We start from the raw sequence: 21,545 nt of genomic DNA, 5'->3' as shown, positions 1-21,545 counted from the left end.
GCTCGTCATTTGAGGGAAAAGGAGAACAAACCTATGAAGAAGATCAAGGTTATGACGGTTTTCGGCACGCGTCCCGAGGCGATTAAGATGGCGCCGATCGTGCTCGAACTTAAGAAGCACGAAGCAAAGATCACGCCGATCGTCGCCGTGACGGCGCAGCACCGCGAGATGCTTGACCAAGTGCTTTCTCTCTTTTCCATCACACCCGACTATGATCTCGACATCATGGCGCAGGGGCAGACGCTCTTTGATATTACGACAAAGGCGCTCTTGGGGCTTGACGGTGTGCTGACGAAGGAGAAGCCCGACATCGTGCTCGTGCACGGCGATACGACGACGACGTTTGCCGGTGCGCTTGCTTCCTACTATCATCAGACGGCGGTCGGTCATGTGGAAGCGGGGCTTCGTACGCAGGATAAGTATTCACCGTTTCCCGAGGAGATGAATCGGAAGCTCACGGGCGCGCTTGCCGATCTCCACTTTGCGCCGACGATGACGGCGAAGGCGAATCTTCTTCGGGAAGGTGTGGGCGAAAGCCGTATCTTCGTCACGGGAAATACGGTCATCGATGCTTTGCAGCAGACGGTGCGGCAGGATTTTTGCTTCGAGAATGCGCTGCTTGACGGCCTTGATTACAAAAGGAGCCGCATTGTTCTCGTGACGACGCATCGGCGTGAAAATCTTGGCGAACCGATGCGCCACGTTTATAAGGCGCTCAAAGAGCTTGTAGAAGAGTTTTCCGATGTTGAAGCGGTGTTCCCCATGCACAAGAATCCCAAGGTGCGCGAGGTCGCCCGTGAAGAGCTCGGCGGTATTTCTCGTGTGCACTTGATTGACCCCTTGGATTATGAGCCGTTTGCGAATCTTATGGCACGCTCTTATTTGATCCTTACGGATTCCGGCGGCGTGCAGGAGGAAGCGCCGGCGCTCGGCAAGCCTGTGCTTGTGCTGCGCGATACGACGGAGCGTCCTGAAGCCTTGGATGCGGGGACAGTACGTCTTGTCGGTACAGATAAGGAGCGCGTCTACAGGGAAGCGAAGGAGCTTTTGACGGATGCGGCTGCTTATCGCCGTATGAGCGGCGCCTGCAATCCCTATGGCGACGGCGAGGCTTCTCGCCGCATCATGGAAGCGATTCTCTATCACGCCGGCTTCTTACACGAGAAGCCGGATGTCTTCGCTGGCTGCTGATGGAGCGGGAAACGCCGCCGAAGGAGAAGGGGGCGCTTCGTCAAGCGCTCGACGCCTACATTTTTTTGAGCGGCATCGGCATCTTTTTCTGCGTCGTTCTCGGCATCTCGATGTATGTGGGAAGTCTTGCTGATGAGGCTTTCGCCTTGGGACACAAGGGGATCTTTGCGGGAATCCTCGTGGGATTCCCGCTCGCACTCTTCTTTGTCTATCGGCGTATGCGCCGAATGCGCTGAAAATATTTAAGTCTGCATTTCTTTTTTGCGATACATAGGCATAGTGTCGCGGGATGGTTTTTACAGCAGATTTGTGGGATTTGTTATAAACTATATTGATTGTATATTTATAAATCATAAATATAATTTATATAATTGCTGTCTATTCTTGGTTATTTTATCATTCTTTAATTTTATGAGGATTCCCGCTTGTTTTTGGCAGGGGAACGGCTTCTTTTGTCGAAACAATGAAATAGCCGTGGAAGTTTTCTTTGAAATTTTTCATGGCATGTAGAAAAGATATTCGCACCCGGCGCTTTTGCCGCCGAAGGAGGAATATGTGAGGGAAGTTTTATCGGTATATGCGAGGCGGCTCGCCGCATGGCTTCTTGGCTTTGCGTTCATGGCGCTCGTTTCGTTCGCTGCCGGCGGACGCGCGGGTCTCATTGGCGCATGGCTCATCGGCTATCTGGCGGCGGCAGTCTGTCTGTGGAATCTCGTATGGCGCACCTGGCGAAGCACGACGCTGACCGTCGAACGCGCCAAGCGCGAGATGCGGCAGGGATTCTTTCTGCGGCTCGTCACGATCTTCGTCGTGTTCTGGGCTGCCGTGCAGATTTCGGTCGAGGTGTTCTTCACGGTGGTTTCGGGCTTTGCTCTATGCTACGTCGTGACGATGCTCCACATCATGCTGCTCGCGCTCGGCAAGACCGATAAGGGAAAGGCGGACTGAATCCGCGCTTTCCGGGGAGGCTGCTAGTTGGCGCTCTCCGAGATTTATCCGAAAGGGAGGTAGTTAAACATGCATGAAATCGGTGTTCGCGAAGTTATTCAGTTCGCCGGCATGACCTTCAATGAGGAAACCTTGATCATGACATGGATCACCATGGCGGTCATCCTTCTCATCGCGATTCTTGCGACGCGCAATTTGCAGCTCATTCCCTCGGGCTGGCAGAACGTGCTGGAGATGGTCGTCGTGTGGCTGCATGAGCAGATGGATGCGACGCTTGGACCGAAAGGCCGCTGGCTCGCGCCGATGATCATCACTTTGTTCCTGTTTCTCTTGGTTTCCAACTGGATCGGCCTCGTGCCGAAGATGGCGTCGCCGACGAATGACTTGAACACCACACTGGGGCTTGCGCTCTTTGTCGTCGCCTTGGTGCATGGACTGGGGCTCTACATCGGAGGTACGAAGTACATCAAGCACTTCTTCCAGCCGACGCCTGTATTCGTCATCCTCAATATCATCGAGGAAGTGGCGAAGCCCATCACTCTGGCCTTTCGTCTGTTCGGCAACATTCTTGCAGGTGAGATACTCATCATCATCCTGCTGAAGCTCGTGCCGATCTGGATGCCTGTGCCGTCCGTCCTTTGGCTTGCTTTCAGTATCTTCATCGGTATGGTGCAGGCCGTCATTTTTACAATGCTTTCGATAGCGTACCTGTCAAATTCTTTCCATGCAAGTGAGGGAGAAGATCATGGACACGGTGTCAACGCTATGAGCGAGGGCAGTTCCCTGCTCAATGCGGCGGAGGTTCTCCGCGCAGGCGGGGAGAATTGAAAGTGACAGGGATGGTTCCTTTTTGTTTTTGTATTGTACTTTAAGGAGGAAATTTTTCATGGAAAACGCGATTATGGTAGCAGCCGCTTTGATTGGCGCAGGTATTACGATGGGTCTTGCCGCGATCGGCGCCGGCATCGGCGACGGTCTTGTCACGGCTCGTTTCATCGAAGGCATCACGCGTCAGCCGGAGGCGAAGAACGCTCTCTTCACGAATACGCTGATTTCCGTCGGTCTGATCGAGGCTATGGCGATCATCGCGACGGTTGTCGCCCTGATCATGCTCTATGCGAACCCGCTTCTGACGAAATAAGGAGAGCGTAAATTCTCTCTATCACAGAAAAGGGGGTACAGCAAATTGATCGATATAAATTGGACCCTTGCGGCTCAGATCCTGAACTTCCTGATTCTTGTCGTGCTGCTTCGCGCCTTTGCCTATAAACCGATCGTCAACATGCTCAAAGAGCGTCAGACGAAGATTGAGATGAGCCTTGCCAAAGCGGACGAGGACGTGGAAAAGGCAGCGGCGCTCAAGAAGGAATACGAGGATCAGCTCGCGAGCGCCCGCGTCAAGGCGCAAGGCATCATCGATTCTGCCACGCGGCAAGCGGCGGAGGAGCGCGATGAGAGCGTTGAGAAGACGAAGCGCGAGATCGAGCAGATGAAGAAATCAGCTGCCGAAGAGGTCGAGCGTGAGCGCCGCGCGGCAGCGGAGACGCTTCGCGCCGAGGTCGTTGCCCTTTCGATGGCGGCGGCGAGCAAGGTCATCGCGAAGAATCTCGACGAGAAGGCAAACGAGAGCCTCATCGCCGAGTTTGCCGATCGACTCGGCAATGAAAAGCTTGGTGATCTCTCATGCTGAATCTGCAACTGGCGAAAAAGTATTCGCGCGCCATCTTCGAGATTGCCGCGGATGAGAAGAAACTCAAGGAGTACGGCGAAGAACTTACGGGTGTGACACGCGCCGTATTCGATGAGCCGATGCTCCGAGGCTTCGCGACGAATCCGCAGGTGCCGCCCGAAGCGAAGAAATCGCTGTTCAAGAAGATTTTCTCGGGCGAACTCTCCTCGGATATTGAGAACTTCATCATGCTCTTGATCGACAAGCATCGCATGGACCTTCTGGAGGTCATAGATGCCCAGTATCAGGATTTTTCCAACGAGGCGCAGGGCATCGTTGTCGCGGACATCACGACGGCGCATCCGTTGACGGGAGAGCTGGAAAAGCTTCTTGCCGAAAAGCTCGAAAAGGCGACGGGGCGCAGCGTGAAGCTCAGGAAGCACATCGATGCCGCCATCATCGGCGGCGCGATCGCCCAGATCGGCGACAAGCGCATCGACGGCAGCGTGCAGGGACGCCTTGCGGCGCTGCGCACTCAGATACTGGCGAACAAGTGAGAAATTGGGGTGACAGTATAAGATGAAAATGAATCCGGAAGAAATAACAGCCATCATCAAAGACCAGATCAAGAACTACAACGTCGATCTGAATGTCGATGATGTCGGCACGGTTATCGAGATCGGTGACGGCATCGCCCATATCCACGGCCTCACGAAAGCCATGGCAGGCGAGCTGCTCGATTTCGGCAACGATGTATACGGTCTTGCCCTGAACCTCGATCAGGACGACGTCGGCGCCGTTATCTTGGGCGGCGATACGGAAATCAAGGAAGGTGCGACGGTCAAGCGCACGAAGAAGATCATGCAGGTGCCGGTCGGCGAGAACATGGTCGGCCGCGTCGTCGACGCTCTCGGGCGCCCGATCGACGGCAAGGGTCCCATTCAGGCGGCGGAGCATCGTGCCGTCGAGTTCCCTGCGCCGGGCATCGCGGACAGAAAGTCGGTTCACGAGCCGCTGCAGACGGGGCTCAAGGCGATCGACGGCCTCGTGCCGATCGGCCGCGGCCAGCGCGAGCTCATCATCGGCGACCGCGGCACGGGCAAGACGGCGATCGCCGTCGATACGATTTTGAACCAGAAGGGGCAGAACTGCATCTGCGTCTACGTTGCGATCGGTCAGAAGGCATCGACGGTCGCACGCGTCGTCAAGACGCTCGAAGACGCCGGCGCGATGGAATATTCCATCGTCGTCGCTGCGACGGCGGCGGACAGCGCTCCCTTGCAGTACCTTGCGCCGTATGCGGGCGTCGCTATGGCGGAATACTTCATGTACAAGGGCGGTCATGCGCTCTGCGTTTACGACGATCTGACGAAGCACGCCGCCGCTTACCGCGCGATGTCGCTTCTCCTGCGCCGTCCGCCGGGGCGTGAAGCCTATCCGGGCGACGTCTTCTACCTGCACTCGCGCCTCTTGGAGCGTGCGGCGAAGCTCTCCGATGAGCTTGGCGCAGGCTCCATCACGGCTCTGCCTGTCATCGAGACGCTGGCGGGCGACCTCTCGGCGTACATTCCGACAAACGTCATTTCCATTACCGACGGTCAGATCATGCTCGAAACCGACGCATTCTACTCGGGCATTCGTCCGGCGATCAACGTCGGTCTTTCCGTCTCGCGCGTCGGCGGCTCGGCGCAGATCAAGGCGATGAAGCAGGTCGCGGGCACGCTGCGTCTCGACCTCGCGCAGTATCGTGAGCTTGCTGCCTTCGCGCAGTTTGGCTCCGACCTCGACAAGGCGACGAAGGAGCAGCTCGACCGCGGCGCACGCATGGTCGAGACCTTGAAGCAGCCGCAGTACACGCCGCTCGCCGTCGAGGATCAGGTGCTCGTGCTCTTCACCGCCGTGCGCGGCTTCCTCGCGGACATCCCCGTCGAGAAAGTCGTCAAGTTCCAAGAGGACTTCATCAAGTTCATGCACGCAAGCCATGCCGATATCGGCAAGAAAATCGCTGAGCAGAAGAAGCTCGACGATGCTTTGGAAGCCGAGATCAAGAAGTGCATCGAGGGGTTCAAGGAGACGATTTCTTACAGGGTCAAAGAATAATAGCGAGGTGATTCATTTTGGCTAGCTTGCAGGATATACGCCGAAGGATCAAGAGCGTAAAAAGCATCCAGCAGATCACGAACGCTATGAATATGATCGCGACCTCAAGGCTGCGCCGTGCCAAGGATGCGGCGACGAACAACCGCCCCTACGCGGAAAAGATGGCTCAGGTGGTCAAGGACATCGCGGCGAATGCCGGCGATTTCAGCCATCCGCTGTTGGAGACGCATCCGGACGGCAAGACGCTCTATCTCGTCTGCGCCGCTGACAAAGGGCTTGCGGGCGCTTATTCGAGCAACGTATTCAAGCTCGCCCTCAGTCTCATAGAAGACAAGTCGAAGACGACGCTTGTGACCGTGGGCCGCAAGGCGCGCGATCATTTCAAGCACAGAGGCTTCGACGTCGCGGAATCCTACATCGGCATCAGCGAGCGTCCGACTTACGAAGAAGCGCGCACGATCGCCCAAGATCTTACGAATCGCTTCACCGAAGGCGGCATCAAGGAGATCCACATGGTCTACACGCGCTTCATCTCGTCGATCAGCTGCGTGCCGGAAACGATGCAGCTCCTGCCCTTTGCAGGGCTTGGCGAGGCGAAGGAAGGCCCTCATGCCCAGTACATCTACGAGCCGTCGGCGGAGGAAGTCTTAGGCTTCCTGCTGCCGCAGTACCTCGTGACGACGGTGTACGCGGCGCTCTTGCAGTCCGCCGCGAGCGAACTCAGCTCCCGCATGAACGCGATGAGCAACGCGACGGACAACGCCGAGGAACTCATCCGTAAGCTCGACCTGCACTACAACAAAGTGCGTCAGGCTGGCATAACCCGCGAGATCACCGAGATCGTGGGCGGTGCGGAAGCCTTGAAGTAAGGAGGTTTAGCATTGGCTAAAGGTAAAGTCGTACAGGTCATCGGACCTGTCGTAGATATCGAATTTTCGGCGGGAGAGCTGCCGGCGATCCTCAATGCCATCACGATCCAGGGCAAGGTGGAAGACCTCGACATCGACCTCGTCGTCGAAGTCATGCAGCATCTCGGCGACAGCGTCACGCGCTGCATCGCCATGAGCTCGACGGACGGTCTCATGCGCGGCATGGAAGCCGAAGACACGGGCGCGCCGATCAAGGTGCCCGTCGGCGATGCGTGCCTTGGGCGCGTCTTTAACGTGCTCGGCAAGACGGTCGATCACAATCCCGCTCCCGTTGGCAATAAGGAGTCGTGGCCGATCCATCGTCCGGCTCCGAAGTTCGATGAGCAGGAGACGTCGACGCAGATCCTTGAGACGGGCATCAAAGTCGTCGACCTCATCGCCCCGTACTCGCGCGGCGGCAAGATCGGCCTCTTCGGCGGCGCGGGCGTCGGCAAGACGGTTCTCATCATGGAGCTGATTCACAACATCGCGACCGAGCACGGCGGCTACTCCGTATTCGCCGGCGTCGGCGAGCGTACGCGTGAAGGCAACGACCTCTGGTCGGAAATGACGGAGTCGGGCGTCATCGACAAGACGGCGCTCGTCTACGGTCAGATGAACGAGCCGCCGGGAGCGCGTATGCGCGTCGCCCTGACGGGGCTGACGATGGCGGAGTACTTCCGCGACGTGCAGGGGCAGGACGTTCTGCTCTTCATCGACAACATCTTCCGTTTCATTCAGGCGGGTTCCGAGGTTTCGGCTCTTCTCGGCCGCATGCCTTCCGCCGTCGGCTACCAGCCGACATTGACGACGGACGTCGGCGCTCTGCAGGAGCGCATCACCTCGACGAAGAAAGGCTCGATCACGTCCGTGCAGGCGGTCTATGTGCCTGCCGACGACTTGACGGACCCGGCGCCTGCGGCGACGTTCACGCATCTCGATGCGACGACCGTTCTCTCGCGCCAGATCGCCGAGCTCGGCATCTATCCCGCCGTCGATCCTTTGGATTCCACATCGCGCATCCTCGACCCGAACGTCATCGGCGAGGATCACTACGAAGTCGCGCGCGGCGTACAGGCGGTGCTTCAGAAGTACAAGGAACTGCAGGACATCATCGCGATCCTCGGCATGGAAGAGCTTTCCGACGAGGACAAGCTTACCGTTGCGCGTGCGCGTAAGATCCAGCGCTTCCTGTCGCAGCCGTTTGCCGTCGCCGAAGTCTTCACCGGCTCGCCCGGCAAGTATGTGCCGCTGAAGGAAACGATCCGCGGCTTCAAAGAAATTCTCGAAGGCAAGTACGACGATCTGCCCGAGAACGCGTTTTACATGGTCGGCAACATCGACGAGGTCATCGAAAAAGCGGACAAGATCAAAAAGGAGGGATGATTCGTGGCTTCTATCAAGCTCGAAATTGTCTCTCCCGACCGGGTTGTCTACAGCGACGACATCGCCATGCTCATCGTGCGTTCGACGGGCGGCGAGCTAGGCATCCTGCCGCATCATGCGCCGCTTGTCACGGGGCTGCTGCCCCATGCCATGCATGTGAAGTTCCCCGACCGTGAAGAGCTGATTGCCGTCTCTGGCGGCTTCATGGAAGTGCAGCCCGAAAAGATCACGGTGCTCGCTTCCGCCGCCGAAGAGCCGATTGACATCGACGTCAACCGCGCCCAGCGCGCCTATCAACGTGCCAAGGAGCGCATCGACGCGTTCCACAAAGGCATGGCGACGGCGGAGCAGAAGGCAATCGACTTGGAGCGTGCCGAAGCGGCCCTGCGCCGCGCCATCGCTCGCCTCGATGCGACGAAGACGGCCTACGACAAGTAAGCTAACCGCAAAAAAGACGGTGCATGAATCTGAAGATTCATGCACCGTCTTTTTATCTATACATCTTTTGTTTCATCATGGCGGAGAGGGTGGGATTCGAACCCACGGTGCATCGCTGCATCACCGGTTTTCAAGACCGGCTCCATAAACCGCTCGGACACCTCTCCATGACTTGCTGTATTATTTTAGCAAAAGGGGCCGTAGGCTGTCAATGTATCGAATGTTCTTTTTGCAAGGATTTGATCTTGTCCGGTGATAAATTTGTGATTCGGGCAATCATATCAAGGGGGAGATTTTCCTTGAGCATAGAAAGTGCTGTATCCAAGCGATTCTTTTCTATGCCGCGCTCCATGCCGCGCTCCATGCCGCGTTCCATGCCGCGCTCCATGCCGCGTTCCATGCCGCGTTCCATACCGCGCTCATAGATGCCTGTACTTAGGTTGCACATCGTATTCACCTCCTCTTCTATATCTGTAGTCGTATCAAGATCGAATTCATTCTTTAGTAGGTTTTTCTTTTCTGATGGAGACGTCTTTGTATCCTTGAATAGAATTTGCAGGAAACGGATGAGCCAGTCCTCATTCAGCTGCTGCTCATCTCCAAGATGGACTGTGATGATGCTTATTAAGTCATAGTCGGCACGATTTTCCTTGTGGCAGTGAAGAATGTGATGTTCATTCAGCTCGTAGCGATTGATGGCGCTTTTGCCGTTGGGGGAATCCATGCAGAGCCAGATGCTGTAAACTTTCTTGATATCATCGTAGGAAGACCCGGTAAATTCGGTTTCCTTTTGTGAGGAAATCAAGCGACTGGCATAGTAAACAGCACGACGCAAAAGCGCATAACCAAGTTTCGACCTACGCTGCGTTCTCTGCGCTTCGACGTTGACAATCAATGTGATGAGTTCTCCTGATTTTGGAGCGCGTGCGTGAAATAGAATATCGAAGCGAATCCAACCTTCGGTGATGGCGACGTTTTCCGTGGTATCGCCAAAGATTTCTTTAGGAGCGTTTCTTACCGTGTTCGTCTTGTCGCGGTCAATAGGAATCTCACTAATTTGCGGCATGCCTTCGATGTACTTTTCGGCGATGTCGGAAATGGAGACTTTTTCAAATTCCGGTACGGTTCGTTTGAGAAGGCGAGCCATGATGGCTCTTTGCGAAAGCAGACGCTTAGCATGTTGATCGTAGGTTGCATTTTGGTAAGGAAGCGTAGGATCTTTTCCTGAAATTTGTTCTTCTTTCTGCACGGACTCACCTTCTTTCTGTCATTATAGCATGAAACATCTCTTCTAGCCAGTGATACTTGCGTTCTTCATGGTAGAGGGAAGTTTGAACTGGAAGTTGTAAAATAAATGGACGCAAAAAGTTCCATTTGGGAATCCGTTCAGTAAAACTTGAGTTGAAAGCCAAAAGCAACTGAAAGAAAGGAACCAAAATGGAACCGATTTCAGCGCGCTGAAACCAAGAGATCTGAAAGGGATCGAAGATTGGGTTAACAACTATCTGCGCAAAATCTTCGGTCATAAAACTGTAAATGATATGTATGCTGCGGCTGCATAAGCTACCAAAGTTTGGCAGAACGATGCGACAGTGAACTTGCAATCTTCTCGGAGCCTTTTCGTTCCATCCGCTTGCTTGACGGTGGATATTCGGCTATGATAGACTAAAACAGTATGTTTTTCAAAATGTAGAAACTTTTTAGACGATAATGGATTAGGGGATTTTATGCTGGAACTGGTGAATATATCGAATGCAGGGTGCGATATAGAGAACTTGCTGCAAAATAAAACGGAAGCTCTCCATGAATTCATTGAGCGATACAGACTCGACGGCATCGAGTTCATGCTTTGTGCGCCGTGGGATCGGACGATGTATCCGCCTGCGTATATCAAGGGCGTACATCTCCTTTTCTGGCCGTCGTGGCTGGATTTTTGGCGTGGGGATAAAGCTGCGCTCCTTGCAGAGTTCGGCACGGAGGAAAATATCCGCGCCTACTACGGCTCTCTTGATGTTGATGACTGGGTGGAAGGCTGGAAAAAGAATCTGCGCCAAGCGGCGACTTGTCGGCCGCAGTACCTCGTCTTTCATGTCGCGCACAATGTGACATCGGAGATGTATACGCGCGAATTCTCTCATACCGATGAGGAAGTCGTCGAAGGGACGATCGAGCTGGTCAACGAGATCGCAGCTGAGATACCGCAGGGCGTGCGTCTGCTCTTTGAAAATCTCTGGTGGCCGGGGCTGACCTTTCAAAAGCCGCAGCTCGCAAGTGCCCTTTTGGAGCGCGTTTCCTATGCGGATACGGGCTTCATGCTCGACGTCGGGCATCTGATGAATACGAATGTGGCGCTTACGAGTGAAGAAGACGGCGCGCGCTATGTGAAGGAGACATATCGAAATCTTGGCGAACTGGGCAAGCGCGTTTATGGCGTGCATCTTCATCAATCGCTTTCGGGCAGCTATACGAAGCGCATGATGCGTGAACATGCGGGAGAGCATCGCAGCCTGCCTTGGCAGGAAGCTATGGAATACGTCCTGCAAGTCGATCGCCATCAGCCGTTTCAGACGAATGCGGCGCGGCGCATCATCGACCTCATCAAACCGGATTACCTCGTACACGAATTCATACAGCGCTCGCGCACCGATTGGGAAGAAAAGCTGCAGATACAGCAAAAAGCTCTGCGGAGTACGATTTCATAGAGATTGAATGTGTCGGTGGTTCCTTAAAGATCAGAGGTGCATACATTCATAGATTCTGATATTCCTACTTGACAAGAGCATCGTTCAATGCTACGCTATCTTTCGGAAACCAGCAAAATTTCATACAGCTTGGATCAGGTGTCGCAAGACTTAATAGGGAATACGGTATATGCCGGAGCGGTCCCGCCACTGTAGCAGCGAGCCGGTCTGCACGAGAAAATCTTTGTGTTTCTTGAGATGTCACTGAGGAATCGATCCTTGGGAAGGCGCAGACAGGTGATGAACTGGAGCCAGGAGAACTGCCTGATCGACAATCACCATTTGACCTGCGAGTGATGGGAAGGGGATTTTCGGCAGCGCATTTGCCTTTGGGTAAAGTGGCTTTTGCGGTGCCTTTGTGATAAGAGTACGCCCTTTCTGCGATGCAGGGAGGGCTTTTTTGTATGGAAATGTGAATGGGTGCCGTTCTCGGTATTTATCCGTCGATGAAGTAAGGGCGGCGGCTGAATATAAATTTGTCTGCGGGCAGAATTTTAGGAGGAGATTGAAATGGGAAGAACAGGGTCGAGGAAGAAACTCGGCGCGACGGTGGCGGCGGCGCTTACGTTCGCTGCTTTGTATCCTGCGGGGGGGCAAGTGTTTGCCGCAGAAGCGGAGTCGACGCAGGATGCCGTATCGGAGCATTCGCTCGACGAGACGGTCGTCACGGCGACGCGCACGCCGGTACAGGAGCTCAAGGCGAATGCAAATATCACGGTCATCACGGGAAAGGATATCGAAAAGCGCCACTATACGGATCTGACGCAGGCTCTGCGCGATGTCCCGGGCGTTACGGTCAATCAGTATGCGCCGGCAGGGTATAATAACAGCACAAAGTTCTATATCAATGGCTCGGAAGATGTTGTTGTTCTCATTGATGGTGTGAAGCAGAATTATGCAGGTGGCTTTGCGGCGTCACTGGCATCGGCGATGAAAGATCTCAGCGGTATCGATCGCATCGAGGTGCTGCGTGGCTCGGCATCAACGCTTTACGGCTCGGATGCCAAGGGCGGCGTCATCAACATCATCACGAAGAAGGCGAAGAATGCGAAAGCGACGGTTGAGGCGGCTTATGGCAGCTTCGGCAAGCAGCTCTATAGCGTTGCTTACGAGGGCAGCGAGAACGGTCTTGATTGGCGGCTCAAGTATCAGAAGGACAAGAGCAACGACTTCAAAGACGGGCATGGCAATGAAGTTCCTTCAGGACTCGACGCCGATTCCATCAACATCCACCTCGGCAAAGATCTCAGCAAGGCTTCATACCTTGTGCTCAACCTGCGCAGTTACAAGGATGGAGACCGCTATCAAGCGCTGTATGAAAAGCAGCAGGGATTGAGACAGAATCGAGGACGCTACGATCATTTTGATGTAGACTTGATCTGGAATGCGAAGATTGACGATACCTCGAAGAATCAGATGGTCCTTTCCCGCAGCCGCTATAATTATAATATCTTCACCTATGGTACATGGACGCCGTTAGGCGCAAGCTACGAGATGGACGTCTACAGCTGGAAGTTCAGTGACCAGTATGATAAGCGTCTCGGCGATCATCTCCTGACAACCGGCGTGGATTTCACGTATGACGATACGTCGATTTGGAACAGAGGAAGAGTGAGCATTGACGGGAGATCCCTCGTGAATCGTTCCGTCTATCTGCAAGATCAGTGGAACATCACGCCTGCACTCAAGCTCATCGGCGGCATTCGCTACGACAGCAATTCGGCTTTCGGCAGCCATACAAGTCCGAGCGTGAGCCTCGGCTATGATATTACGCCTAGAACTCATGCCTATGTAGCCTATACCGAGTATTTCCTGACCCCAACACCGAATCAACTCTATGCACCGACATATGGCAATCCGAACCTCAAGCCCGAGTCCGGCGATACGCGGGAGATCGGTATTGCGCATGATTTTGGCAAAGGACTGAATGTTGCAGCGCACTACTATTGGCGTCATTCCAAGGATCGCATCGGCTATCATCCCGTGACATATGTAAATATCAACGTCGGCGATGAGGATGCACATGGCTGGGATATGCAGCTTGCGAAGCGCTTTGACTCACATGTGAGTGCACGCCTTGGCTATACGAACACGCATGTTGGTAAAAACGAACAGCGCGGCGTCAATGTCGATGGTTATTTGCCGACGCATCAGTGGAATATCGGTGTGGATTACAAGAATCGGAGATTCGACGCATCTTTAATGGCACGCGCCATGATCGACCGCCCGGGTCCCGTAAACAACGCTTTTCCGGAGACGTCGTATTGGGTCTGTGATTTCGGCATGAACTATAAGATTATGGAAACGACGAAGGTCTATCTCAAGGTCAACAATCTCTTTGATAAGTTCTACGCCGAACATTCCAATGTGAAGTGGGGGGGAGCCGGTCAGTGGTGGACAGCTCCGGGACGCAGCTTTGTCGTCGGTGTGGAGCATAGCTTCTAATCGTTAAAATAATATTAAACATATACCTTACGGCTATTCATATTGTTTGATTTATGATATGATAAATGCGTGCAGGTTATAAAAGAAAAGAGGAGGCGCTTCTGCCGGTTACGGCATGGCTCTTGGGAGCTTTCCAAGAGCCAAGACAATTTCATACCACAGGAAATGGAAGCCGCAAGGCTGAGTGTGGGGAATCCGGTGCGAATCCGGAGCTGTTCCGCAACTGTATGGGGAGTCCTGCCATCGTACGTCTCTCACAAAGAGATGGCAGGATGATGAGCTAAGTCAGAGTGCCGCCTGTTTTCTTTTTATCACGTCACTTGCGCGATACAAGATGGCGCGTAGCAGGCCAAGGAGTTTGGGCTGTCGTTTAACAGTTCCCATTTTCATGGAAGGCTATGTGTTCTTTTTGTGTCGCGTTTTTTGTTTGAATAATATTAGAGGAGGCGAGGCCGGTGACGATGGAAAAACTGGCAGGGGGTTAGGCGATTTGTATAGCAGACGGTGCACATCGCGCCGCTGAGAAACATGGCAGATGAAAAGGAATCGCTGAAGAAAGCGATTTCGCAGAACAAAGGAGAGATAAAGACATGAGGAAAAAAGCGCGTCTGAAGCAGCTGACTTTAGGCATCGCCGCAGCCTTGCTGGCAGGCTCATGGCAAGCGCCCGCATGGGCGGCAGAAGAGGGGCCGATCAAGGATGCGGATAAGACGCTGACGGAAAATACGACGGTCACGGCGGGCGTCAACAGAAGGGATGGCGCTGCTTCTATCGCTATGATAAAGCAAAAGAAAGAGATCGATCTTGCCGGATATAACCTTGATTTGCGGGTTGACGGGCTGACGAATGTGGGCACGAAAGCAGCCGGCATTTATCTTGGGGATCGAGGAGGATTGACACTTTTTGGTAATCAAGCGGCGCCGAACAATAGGGGGCTTCTCAATATCAGTGTCGTTGGGGCGATTGATGAAGCAGGGAAAAAAGGTGCGGCTGTGAGCGGCATTCATATAAACTCTGAGGGGCGGAAACCCAAGGCAGAAATCAATGCCGATGTCACGATCACGCGGCTGAAAGGCGGCAAGGAGCCTGTGCGCGGCATTTGGGCGACGAAGAATGCAATACTTGACATTAAAGGCAAGTTTAAGATTGAACAGGGTGCGGTTTCGCACCGTGGTCTGGAACAAGGATGGGTAGACAAGAAGGAAGCGCATACCTTTGGTATGCATTTAGAGGGGAATAACAATAAGATTCATATTGATACCATCGATATTGACGATCCTAATATCCAACGAGGCATTCAAGTTGGAAAGGAGGGGTGGGATTTCCTGCCGTATTCCGGCAATGTCGTGCGTATCGGCGGCGGCAAGCTCAAGATTAAAGAGAACGCAGAGCATGGACATTGGCTGATGTATTTGATGGGAGCGTCAAAAGTTTATATCAATGCAGGCGGTGATGAAGAGGACGAGGATGCGTCGATCGTCCCCGGCGACAGAACGGTAGAGCTTGAAGGTGCGGTGCATATTGAAAAGGATGCTAAACTGCACTTGGGGCTGAAAGGCGCAGCTTCCAGTTGGAAAGGCGGTACCGAGAAGGACGCGAAAGGAACGGTCAACTTGTTCCTGCTCAATGGCGCGACTTGGGATACGTCGAACGGCGGACGCGGCAGCCGAATCACGAAACTCTCCAGTCATAACGGCACAGAGGGGCATATCCGTCAGAACGACACGGGCGAGCTGCACATTGAAAATTATGCAGGCAAGCAGAAGCTCTTCTATACGCATACGGGAGACGGTACGTCGTCCAGAGATTATGCAGCCGGCGACACCCATATCAAAAAAGCAGAGTCAGGATCTACAGTCACGATGGTGACGGAAAACACCGGCGGCATTGATACGCAGAATGAAGAGCAGGTGCAAAAGGTACTGAGCGCACTCGCGGGTAAACTCTACTATGACGAGGTGAAGAACGGAACGACGCATCTCAAAGGCACGGCGATGATCGCAGAAGGCTTGACAGGATCTTCGGCTGCAACAGGAGAGATGGTTTTCAATCCAGCGGATGGAGGTCAGGGCAATATCAAGTCGGCTGGACCTCTCAAGTTCAATCGGCAGATTGCCGATAATGATTGGCAAACCGAGGATCTGCTTGAGGAGTGGGGCAAAACAGAATACAGCGATGGCAAGAGCCACTATACGTTCAAGCAGGATGTTGAGCTGCAGACGGAGGCTGCCACGGGCAACGCTTTCGAGTATATCGTAGGCAGTTTGATGGCAGGCTCGGAGAGCATGAATAAGGATGGCTGGATCAATATGAACGGCCATAAGCTTAAGCTTCGTACAAAAGCGAACAGCAGTGCCTATAAAGCCGCCGGTATCAGCATCGCTGGCAACAGCATGGAGATCAAAAACTCCGGCGGGGTGGACATCGAGATCAAGGGAAATCAAAAATCTCAGAGCGGCATTTATCTGTTCAGCACAAGCGCCGGGGCGAAGCTGACCATCCATAATGACAATAGGCTGAGTCATGCCGTCAAGATTCGCAACGAGGCGACCGGCGAGAAGGAAGCCGCCATCTTGGTCGATGGCGCACACGAGAAAGCGCAGCTTGATATCAAGGGACTCGTGGACATCGAGCAAGACGGCGATATTCTGCAGGTAAAGAATCATGGCAGCGAGGCTTCCATCGGCGGCGGCAGATTGATCGCCAAAGGCGAAGGCAATGCCGTGCGGATGACGGGCGAGTCGAAGGTCTATATCAACGCGAAAGCAAAAGGCGATGATCTGCAGGCGACCTCCGATGCGACGGATCCGCGCGATGTGCAGATGGAGGGAAATGTCGTACTCGGCGGCGGTCAAGGCGACTTTGGCATGGCGCTCAACACGAAATCCTCTTACTTCACGGGGCTGATCGGCATGGAGGACACGCAGGGCGGCAAGACGCGCATGATTCTCTCCGATGGAGCGCAATGGAGGAACAAGAAGTCCGGGCGGATTGTCGATGGCTTCAGCGGCAGCTATCTCACGCGTCTGCAGGCGGACGGCGGTGCGATTTATCAGAAAGACAGCCGGCCGATCACGATCGACAGCTACAAGGGGAATATGAAGGTCTTCTATGACCATAAAGAGGACGGAACGAAGCCCGAACACTATGAAGGCGGCGACCTGCGCATCAAAAAGGCGGACGCGGATTCTGCCGTAACGATGGTGACGGAACAAAATGGCGTCAAGATGAACAGCGCCCTGCAGACGCGCAAGGTCTTGAAAGCCTTGGCGGGCAAGCTCTATTACGAAGGGGCGAAACGAGGCGAGACGAACCTCAAGGGTAAGGCGATGATCGCCGAGGGGCTGACACTGTCTTCACAAGCGATGAAAATCGAAGATATTCTCTTCGATAAAGCGACGGGACAGGGCGGCATCAAGAACTACCGTGGACGCCAAATTGTTGAAGGTTCTTGGGACGGCGCAGACGATGAGCGGGATCATTGGAAAGAGAAAGGCGTCCGTACAAGCAGCGCTGCAAACAGAGCGAAGTATACATTCCATGAAAATACCACACTGTCTGTTGATGCGGAGAGGGATCAAAAGCTTGTCCAAGCCCCCTCGGTGGACGCTCTCTCGGCATACAGCCCCTTGATGTGGTGCGAATGGAGCGAAGGCGAGATCAATATGAAAGGGCATGATCTTACTCTCTCGGCTGGCGCGAGCAAGAAGTATCAGCGCCCGGACAAGAGCTGGACAGGCGCAGAGTCTGTAGGACTTTTCGTCGGAGGCGGCACGCTGGAGATGAAGGAACTGGGAGCCTTTTCCATCAAGGCGAAAGATTACGGGATTCATCTGACACAGCATTCCAATCTCTACATCAAGAACGCGGGCGATGCGGCGCACGCCGTCAAGATTGAGTCGGAAGATAAGGGCATCTACATGAAAAATCATGATGGCTCTGCACGTCTTCATATCGCCGGCATGGTGGACATCAAAGCGCCTACCGGCATTGTCGTAGATGGGGGCGAGCTTCGTATCGGCGGCGGCAAGATCGTCTCGCGCGGTCAGGCGGCACTTTATGTAAATTCACCCGGTACGGCGTACATCAATGAAAAAGAGGATCACGATGTGCAGATCGAGGGCGATATACAGGTGAAGGGAAGCTCCGCCGCCGCTCATATCGCTCTTACGACGAAGGACTCCTTCCTCAAGGGACTTTTCACCACGGATATGTATACTTGGCCGCTCCATCAATGGGAACTGGCGTCCGGCAAGGGAACTCTCGTCCTTAAGAACGGCGGTACTTGGGAACATATCAAGGTCGGCAATGTCAAGCAGGATAAGAACGGCACGGCAGAAGTGGGCGACAGTCATGTCAGCCACCTCAAATCTGCAGGCGGCATCATCCGTCAGAAGGATAAGCGCAAGATTTTGATCGATAAATTCAGCGGCGATGCGAAAATCTACTACGACCATAAGAACGATGGAACGCGGGCAGCGGACTATGAAGCGGGAGACGTCAACGTCGCGGCTGCAGAGGCAAATTCTCGGATCACGATGGTGACGGAGAACAACGGCATTACGATGTCCAATGAAAATCAGGTAAGAAAAGCGCTGAATGCGCTTGCCGGAAAGCTCTACTACAATGGTGCGAGATTCGATCTGAAAAATCTCAAAGGCAAGGCGATGATCGCCGAAGGTCTGACGACACCTTCTGCAGCGCGTGATGCAGACATTGTATTCAAGAAAGAGGACGGACAGGGCGGCATCGACATGACGCCGCAGCAGCCGCCTACGCCTCCGCAGCTCGTGGACACGGAAGAGCAGATCGCGGAGCTTGGCGCAGGCAGCGCGGCGCAAGTCGAGAAGTGGAAGCAGAAGAATCTCAGGGACGATGCCGGCAACTACACCTTCGCGAAAGGAGCGAAACTTCACGTTAAAGCATCGGACGGCAGTAAACTGCAGATCGGCGATTCCGTGAGCAATATCCTCATGCAGGATCAGGACGGCAGCATTGATATGAGGGGCGAGAAGCTGACGCTTGAGGCGACGGCGGACAGCGACGCGAAGCGTGCCGGAAGCATCCGCCTAGAGGGTGGCAGCCTGGAGATCAAAAATGCCGGTGCGGTAGACATCAGCATCAGCGGCGACAAGAAGGGCGCGAGCGCCATTTATGCCGCAGGCAGCAGCAGTAAAGCCGCGAAACTCCATATCAAAAATGGCGAGGGGCAGGAAAATGCCGTCAAGATCCGTAATACGGCGAAGGGTGACAAGGCGGCTGCTGTCACGGCGAAGAAAACAGGCGCAAATCATGGAAGCGTCACAATCCAAGGTCTTGCGGACATCGAGCAGGAAGGCGCCGAACTCCTCCATGCCGACGGCGGCGAGATAAGCATTGGCGGCGGCAGATTCATCGCCAAAGGTGATAACGCCCGTGCCGTGAAAATCAAAAATGGGGGTAAGGTCTACATCAACGCGCAGGCAGATGGCGACGGTGTAAATGCTGTGTCCGATAGCCGCGATGTGAAGATGGAAGGCGACGTCATGCTTGACGACTTCTATGGCGGCACCTTTGGCGCAGCGCTGATGACGAAGGATTCGTATATCAAGGGGCGCATCGGCAGGACTATTGCGAGCGGCAGCACGCAACTTTATCTTGCCAATGGCGCACACTGGGACAATGTGTCGAAAGGCAGCACGCCTACGGACTTTGAAGGCAGCTATATCACACATCTGAAAGCGAAAAACGGCAAGATCTTCCAAAATGACACGAAACCGCTTACGATCGAACGCCTTTCCGGCAGCCTGACTCTCCATTATAAGCACGGCAATGACGGCACGCGGACGGAGGACTATGGCAGCGATCCGACGTATGTAGATCCCAACCAGCGCTACGGCGATACGCATATCAAGCAGGCGGCGGAGAACTCCTCGGTCACGATGGTGACGGACAGCAACGGCGTCGACCTGGGCAATGAGAATGCCGTGCGCAAGACGCTCAATGCGCTTGCCGGAAAGCTCTACTACGACGGCTATAAGACGGGGGAGCGCAACCTCAAGGGCAAAGCGATGATTGCCGAAGGTCTGACCGGCTCTGCTGCCTCGCAGCAGCTGGATCTCGACTATCGAGAGTCCGACGGACGCGCTCGTGTAAAATCGAACGATACACCTTCCACGGCTGCCGGCACGATCAAGAAGCAAATCGCTGAAGGAAACTACGACGATGTGGAAGATGTGCAGGAATTCTGGAAGAAAAAAGGCGTCTACGATGGCAACGGCAACTATACGTTCCATCATGACATCAAGCTCGAAGTAAAGGCGGCGGACAAGCCTGTCATCTCGGTGAAGGACAATAAGTTCGGTACGATCTATTGGAACGGCGACGTCAAAGGCTCGATCGATATGACGGGACATCGTCTCGATATCAAGGCAGGTCCCGGTGGACATGGTCTTTTCCCGAACCAAGGTCCGCAGTCCGGTTGGGAGCGCACGCCGAATGCCATCACCGTCTACAGCGGCACGCTCACGATCAAGAATGTCAAGGGCATGAATATCGAGTCCGATCCGAAGGGCAGCCTCTACGGACGCGGCATCTTCGTCATGGGTTATCCGGGCGGTCCGGGACACAATAGCGGTCATGGACATGCGAAGCTCGTGATCGAAAACGACGACGATCCGGCACATGCCGTCAGAATTCGCGTGAATCATAAAAACGGTGAAGACTTCGGCGCGATCGAGGCACGCAAGAATATGGGCAGCGCGGAGGTCGATATCAAGGGACTTGTAGACATCGACTCGAAGATGTGGCGTGCCGTCGAGTCGCATGGCGCGAAGATCTCCATCGGCGGCGGTACGATCACGGGCAGTGATGTGGCATCCATCGCAGCCTATGACAACGGCACGGTGTTCGTCAATTCCAAGCTGGATGGGAACGGCAATGTGGTCGCGACCTCGAAGACGCGCCCCGTGCGGATCACGGGCGACATCAGCTCGGAGAGCAACGGACACGTCGTCTTGGGACTGAACAACAAGGAATCCTTCTTCAAGGGGCTTGTATCAACCGATATCTGGGGCGTGGATAAAGCGAATCAGAAGCCTTATAGCTATATTCCAGGCAATGTTTCCATGCTGCTCGCCAACGGCGCGATATGGGAGCATAAGCAGGTCGGCACCGGCTATCATCACAAGAAGGAGACAGGCGCCAGAGGAAAAGGCATCGCTATGGACAGTCACGTCACGCGACTGCAGGCAGACAAGGGTATCTTGAAGCAGAACGATCCGCATAAGATCACGATCGACAACTACTCCGGCAATATGCAGCTCGTCTATCAGCATGAAGGCGACGGCACGAAAGCCGAGCACTATAAGGCGGGCGACGTGCATATCAAGAAAGCGGCGGAGAACTCTTCGGTCACGATGGTGACGGACAGCAACGGTCTTACGCTGACGGACGAGACGCAAGTCTACAAGACGCTCAATGCACTTGCAGGAAAGCTCTACTACGACGGATATAAGACGGGGGAGAGGAATCTCAAAGGCGAGGCGATGATCTCTGAAGGTCTGGTCACCTCATCCAAGACGCTGAAAAAGGCAAATATGGACTGGTCGGAAGCAAGCGGTCAAGGTTCGGTAAAGGCTCCTGAGCCGAAGCCGGGCACCGATCCGCAGAAGCCGGGCACCGATCCGCAGAAGCCGGGAACCGACCCGCAGAAGCCGGGAACCGACCCGCAGAAGCCGG

16 protein-coding genes, 1 tRNA gene and 2 riboswitches are annotated in these 21,545 nt (G+C 54.4%); of the genes, 14 read left to right on the top strand and 3 right to left on the bottom strand.

Annotated features, from left to right (window positions below):
* Positions 1 to 33: 33 nt before the first annotated feature.
* The 11 genes from wecB to ACO5Z0_RS07075 all read left to right on the top strand — a co-directional run bounded on the left by wecB (position 34) and on the right by ACO5Z0_RS07075 (position 8,640).
* Positions 34 to 1,191 (top strand): non-hydrolyzing UDP-N-acetylglucosamine 2-epimerase, encoded by a 1,158-nt coding sequence (gene wecB / locus ACO5Z0_RS07125; RefSeq protein ID WP_485649718.1) that lies wholly within the window; start codon positions 34 to 36, stop codon positions 1,189 to 1,191.
* The gene (locus ACO5Z0_RS07120; RefSeq protein WP_485649717.1) at positions 1,191 to 1,427 is read left to right on the top strand and encodes an AtpZ/AtpI family protein; all 237 of its coding nucleotides are present in this window, start codon (positions 1,191 to 1,193) and stop codon (positions 1,425 to 1,427) included. Before wecB ends, ACO5Z0_RS07120 begins: the two co-directional genes overlap by 1 nt.
* Before the next feature lie 319 nt (positions 1,428 to 1,746).
* The gene (locus tag ACO5Z0_RS07115) at positions 1,747 to 2,139 is read left to right on the top strand and encodes an ATP synthase subunit I (RefSeq protein WP_485649716.1); all 393 of its coding nucleotides are present in this window, start codon (positions 1,747 to 1,749) and stop codon (positions 2,137 to 2,139) included.
* Positions 2,140 to 2,208: 69 nt separating this feature from the next.
* Positions 2,209 to 2,967: a F0F1 ATP synthase subunit A gene (gene atpB, locus ACO5Z0_RS07110; protein WP_485649715.1), complete on the top strand. Its 759-nt coding sequence runs from the start codon at positions 2,209 to 2,211 to the stop codon at positions 2,965 to 2,967.
* A 58-nt stretch (positions 2,968 to 3,025) separates the two neighbouring features.
* Positions 3,026 to 3,280: a F0F1 ATP synthase subunit C gene (gene atpE / locus ACO5Z0_RS07105; RefSeq protein ID WP_006191010.1), complete on the top strand. Its 255-nt coding sequence runs from the start codon at positions 3,026 to 3,028 to the stop codon at positions 3,278 to 3,280.
* Between the two features lie 45 nt (positions 3,281 to 3,325).
* Complete coding sequence (gene atpF, locus ACO5Z0_RS07100) at positions 3,326 to 3,829, top strand: F0F1 ATP synthase subunit B (RefSeq protein ID WP_442672814.1); 504 nt, start codon at positions 3,326 to 3,328, stop codon at positions 3,827 to 3,829.
* Complete coding sequence (gene atpH, locus ACO5Z0_RS07095; RefSeq protein WP_485649714.1) at positions 3,823 to 4,365, top strand: ATP synthase F1 subunit delta; 543 nt, start codon at positions 3,823 to 3,825, stop codon at positions 4,363 to 4,365. Before atpF ends, atpH begins: the two co-directional genes overlap by 7 nt.
* 22 nt (positions 4,366 to 4,387) lie before the next feature.
* Entirely contained in the window at positions 4,388 to 5,908 is a 1,521-nt protein-coding gene (gene atpA / locus ACO5Z0_RS07090; protein WP_314762671.1) for a F0F1 ATP synthase subunit alpha, read from the top strand.
* Positions 5,909 to 5,925: 17 nt separating this feature from the next.
* A complete protein-coding gene (atpG, locus tag ACO5Z0_RS07085; protein WP_485649713.1) occupies positions 5,926 to 6,777 on the top strand; it encodes an ATP synthase F1 subunit gamma in 852 nt (283 codons plus the stop codon).
* Between the two features lie 12 nt (positions 6,778 to 6,789).
* On the top strand, positions 6,790 to 8,202 hold the full coding sequence (atpD, locus tag ACO5Z0_RS07080; RefSeq protein ID WP_442672817.1) for a F0F1 ATP synthase subunit beta: 1,413 nt from the start codon (positions 6,790 to 6,792) through the stop codon (positions 8,200 to 8,202).
* Positions 8,203 to 8,205: 3 nt separating this feature from the next.
* Positions 8,206 to 8,640 carry a F0F1 ATP synthase subunit epsilon gene (locus ACO5Z0_RS07075; protein ID WP_485649712.1) on the top strand — a complete coding sequence of 145 codons (435 nt, stop codon included), beginning with the start codon at positions 8,206 to 8,208 and terminating at the stop codon, positions 8,638 to 8,640.
* A 78-nt stretch (positions 8,641 to 8,718) separates the two neighbouring features.
* Here the strand turns inward: ACO5Z0_RS07075 and ACO5Z0_RS07070 are convergent.
* The 3 genes from ACO5Z0_RS07070 to ACO5Z0_RS07060 form a co-directional block, all read right to left on the bottom strand.
* Positions 8,719 to 8,807 (bottom strand) — tRNA-Ser (locus tag ACO5Z0_RS07070).
* Between the two features lie 41 nt (positions 8,808 to 8,848).
* A complete protein-coding gene (locus tag ACO5Z0_RS07065) occupies positions 8,849 to 9,889 on the bottom strand; it encodes an RpnC/YadD family protein (RefSeq protein WP_485649711.1) in 1,041 nt (346 codons plus the stop codon).
* Between the two features lie 4 nt (positions 9,890 to 9,893).
* Positions 9,894 to 10,166 (bottom strand): hypothetical protein, encoded by a 273-nt coding sequence (locus ACO5Z0_RS07060; protein WP_485649710.1) that lies wholly within the window; start codon positions 10,164 to 10,166, stop codon positions 9,894 to 9,896.
* 201 nt (positions 10,167 to 10,367) lie between these two features.
* Here ACO5Z0_RS07060 and ACO5Z0_RS07055 point away from each other — a divergent pair, with 201 nt between their 5' ends.
* From ACO5Z0_RS07055 to ACO5Z0_RS07045, 3 genes are all read left to right on the top strand, one after another.
* Positions 10,368 to 11,342 (top strand): TIM barrel protein, encoded by a 975-nt coding sequence (locus tag ACO5Z0_RS07055; RefSeq protein ID WP_485649709.1) that lies wholly within the window; start codon positions 10,368 to 10,370, stop codon positions 11,340 to 11,342.
* Positions 11,343 to 11,461: 119 nt separating this feature from the next.
* Positions 11,462 to 11,663, top strand: a riboswitch (cobalamin riboswitch).
* Between the two features lie 228 nt (positions 11,664 to 11,891).
* Positions 11,892 to 13,826: a TonB-dependent receptor plug domain-containing protein gene (locus tag ACO5Z0_RS07050; RefSeq protein WP_485649708.1), complete on the top strand. Its 1,935-nt coding sequence runs from the start codon at positions 11,892 to 11,894 to the stop codon at positions 13,824 to 13,826.
* A 150-nt stretch (positions 13,827 to 13,976) separates the two neighbouring features.
* Positions 13,977 to 14,141, top strand: a riboswitch (cobalamin riboswitch).
* A 275-nt stretch (positions 14,142 to 14,416) separates the two neighbouring features.
* The coding region (locus tag ACO5Z0_RS07045) for a hypothetical protein (RefSeq protein ID WP_485649707.1) at positions 14,417 to 21,545 on the top strand (7,129 nt) is incomplete at its 3' end.

This window comes from Selenomonas sp. (assembly GCF_057272215.1).
The sequence above is the reverse complement of the archived record's forward strand: the minus strand, read 5'-3'. Positions and strand labels throughout refer to the sequence as shown.